The organism is Frankia sp. CcWB2 (assembly GCF_977927585.1).
This window is the reverse complement of sequence record NZ_CDWRCM010000200.1, coordinates 5,730-8,053: the sequence shown is the minus strand read 5'-3', so window position 1 is coordinate 8,053 and position 2,324 is coordinate 5,730. Positions and strand designations below refer to the sequence as shown.

The following is a 2,324-nucleotide window of genomic DNA, read 5'->3' as shown; positions in this document are numbered from 1 at the left end:
GATCCGAGTCTCTTCGTCAGGCCCGCGCGCGCATCCCTGAGCAGGCGTTCCGCCTCGTCGATCCGGCCGAGCTGGCGATGGATCAGGGCGAGGTTGAGGTCGCAGCCATAGGTATACGGATGGTCCGGGCCGAGGACGTCCCGGTAACGGCGAACGGTCTTCTCGATCCGAATGGTCGCCTCGTCCGGATCGCCGGCGACCCGCTGCGCGTTCCCGAGGTTGATCCCGGCGGCGAGGGTGTCCGGATGCTCCGACCCGAACTGCCGACTGTTGGTGTACCGGCCGTGCACCTCCTCGGCGAGTTCGAGGGCCTCGGTGAAGTCCCCGGCCTTCCGGCGAGCCACCGACAGGTCCTTCGCCTGGAGGAGAACATGCGCGTGCTCCTCCGGCAGGACGCGACGGTGACGAGATCGCGGTAGAGCAGGAAGGCCTGCTCCGCCGTTCTCCTGGCCTCGAGATACTGCCCGGCCTGCCGCAGGTCGCGCGCGACCGTGGCGAGCGAGAAGACCACCTGCGGGGCGTCGTCACGGCCGAAGAGGTTACGCCGGTCGGTGAGGTTCTTCCGGTCCGTCTCGAGAGCTTCGGCGTAGGAGCTGGTCAGGCTGTAGTCGACCGCCAGGTTGTTGACGGCGTTGAACGTACGGTTGTCGTCGTCGCCGAAGACACGGCGGTGCAGGGCCACGGTACCCTCGTCGAGTTCACGGGCGGCCTGGAACTCGCCGCGCGCACGCAGGTCGGCGCCGTGACCGTTGAGGATGACGAGGGTCTCCTCGTGGTCCGCACCGAGTACCTCGGTGATGGCCTCCAACGTCGGGCGCCGGAGATCATAGGCTTCCCGGTACCGGCCCAGCGCCCACAGGATGTCCGCCTTGATGCCCTGCAGGATCAGGACGTCGGGGTCGCGACCCCCCGGTTCCTTGATCCATTGCTCCAGGGTGCGGTCGGCCTCGGCGAGCCCGGTGGTGAAGTCGCCGACGCCGTAAAGGTAGCCGACGATGTGTTCCACCAGCTGGCGGGTGGGCGCCGACCGCGCCAGGTAGACCTCGGACGGGAAGATGTGCGGAAGCAGCTTGTCGTACTGCGGCCAGGCTTCGGAGTCGCCCGGCTCACCCGGGTCGGCCGCGACGAGCAGCTGGTGCACCTCGTCCCGCATGCGTTCCTGATCCTCGCGGGGCAGATCGTTGCGGATGAGCTTCTGCACGAGCCGGTGGACCTGCAGCGTCTTGCGGCTGTTGTCAATGCGGGCGAGGGCGTAGCGGCCGAGCTCCCGCATCGCCCGGCTCACCAGGAGGCGGTCCCGCATGGCGCTGCCGAATTCGGACCCGAGGATGTACTTGCCGCGGTCGAGGATCTCCAGGGAGATCGGCTCGGGGCCGAAGAACGCGCAGCGGCGCAGGAGCTCGAGGGCGAATGGCGCCTGCTCGCTGAGCCGGCTCACCGACAGGCTCCAGGCGGCCGCGACCGGCCTGGAGTAGTCCGACGGAGGGTTCTCCGCGAGCAGTTTCCCCGCCTCGGTGCGGAGCAGCTCGAGGTACTCCTTGACGTCCATCCCGGTCTCGAACTGCAGCGCGCCGGCCTGCTCCAGGGCCAGCGGCAGCTCGCCGAGTTCCTCGGCGAGCTGATCGGCGTCGGCATCGGCGATGCCGGGGACTCGGCGGTGGAGGAACTCGAGGCTCTCGCGCCGGGCGAAGACGTCGACCTCCAGCGTGTCGACCAGGCTCTCCCACCGCCGGTTGCGCGAGGTCACGAGCACGTGACCGGGGCCGTGCGGCATGAGGCTGTGGACCGTCTCCGGCTGGTCGGCGTTGTCGAAGATAAGCAGCCAACGCCGGTACGGCACGCCGCGGCGCAGCGCGTCCAGCACCGCGGAGACGGCCTCCTCGACCCGCAGCGGCCCGGCCTCCGCCAGACCCAGCCGCGGCGCCAGAGAGGCCAGATTGGAGCGGACCAGTAGCGGCTGGTCGGCGGGGATCCACCACACCAGGTCGTATTCCGCCTGATAGCGGTAGGCGTACTCGATCGCAAGGTGAGTCTTACCCACACCACCGAGACCCTGCAATGCATGCGGTAGCACGGCGGTGACGTCGAGACTGTCCGAGGTTACCCGCCTGCGCAGGTCCGCAAGCAGGCTGTCCCGGCCGGTGAAGTTCTTGTTCCGCTGGGGAACGTTGCCCCAGACTGTCGGAACTCCTCGACCCGGTCCGTGTTCCGGATCGACCTTCACCGCCGAAGCCACTGCACCCCCGCATTCCGGGCGCGGTCGGCGACATCTCGGCGCCCGCGCCCCACCGAGTAAAAGATTCGATCCGGACGCGTGCTAATGC

At 68.7% G+C, this 2,324-nt stretch carries 1 protein-coding gene and 1 pseudogene; both read right to left on the bottom strand.

What is annotated here, in order from left to right; genetic code table 11:
• The coding region (locus ACY45C_RS17875) for a tetratricopeptide repeat protein (RefSeq protein WP_462188702.1) at positions 1-290 on the bottom strand (290 nt) is incomplete at its 3' end.
• 173 nt (positions 291-463) lie between these two features.
• Positions 464-2,224, bottom strand: a pseudogene (fxsT, locus tag ACY45C_RS17870) (FxSxx-COOH system tetratricopeptide repeat protein); the annotation flags it as partial.
• Positions 2,225-2,324: the final 100 nt, after the last annotated feature.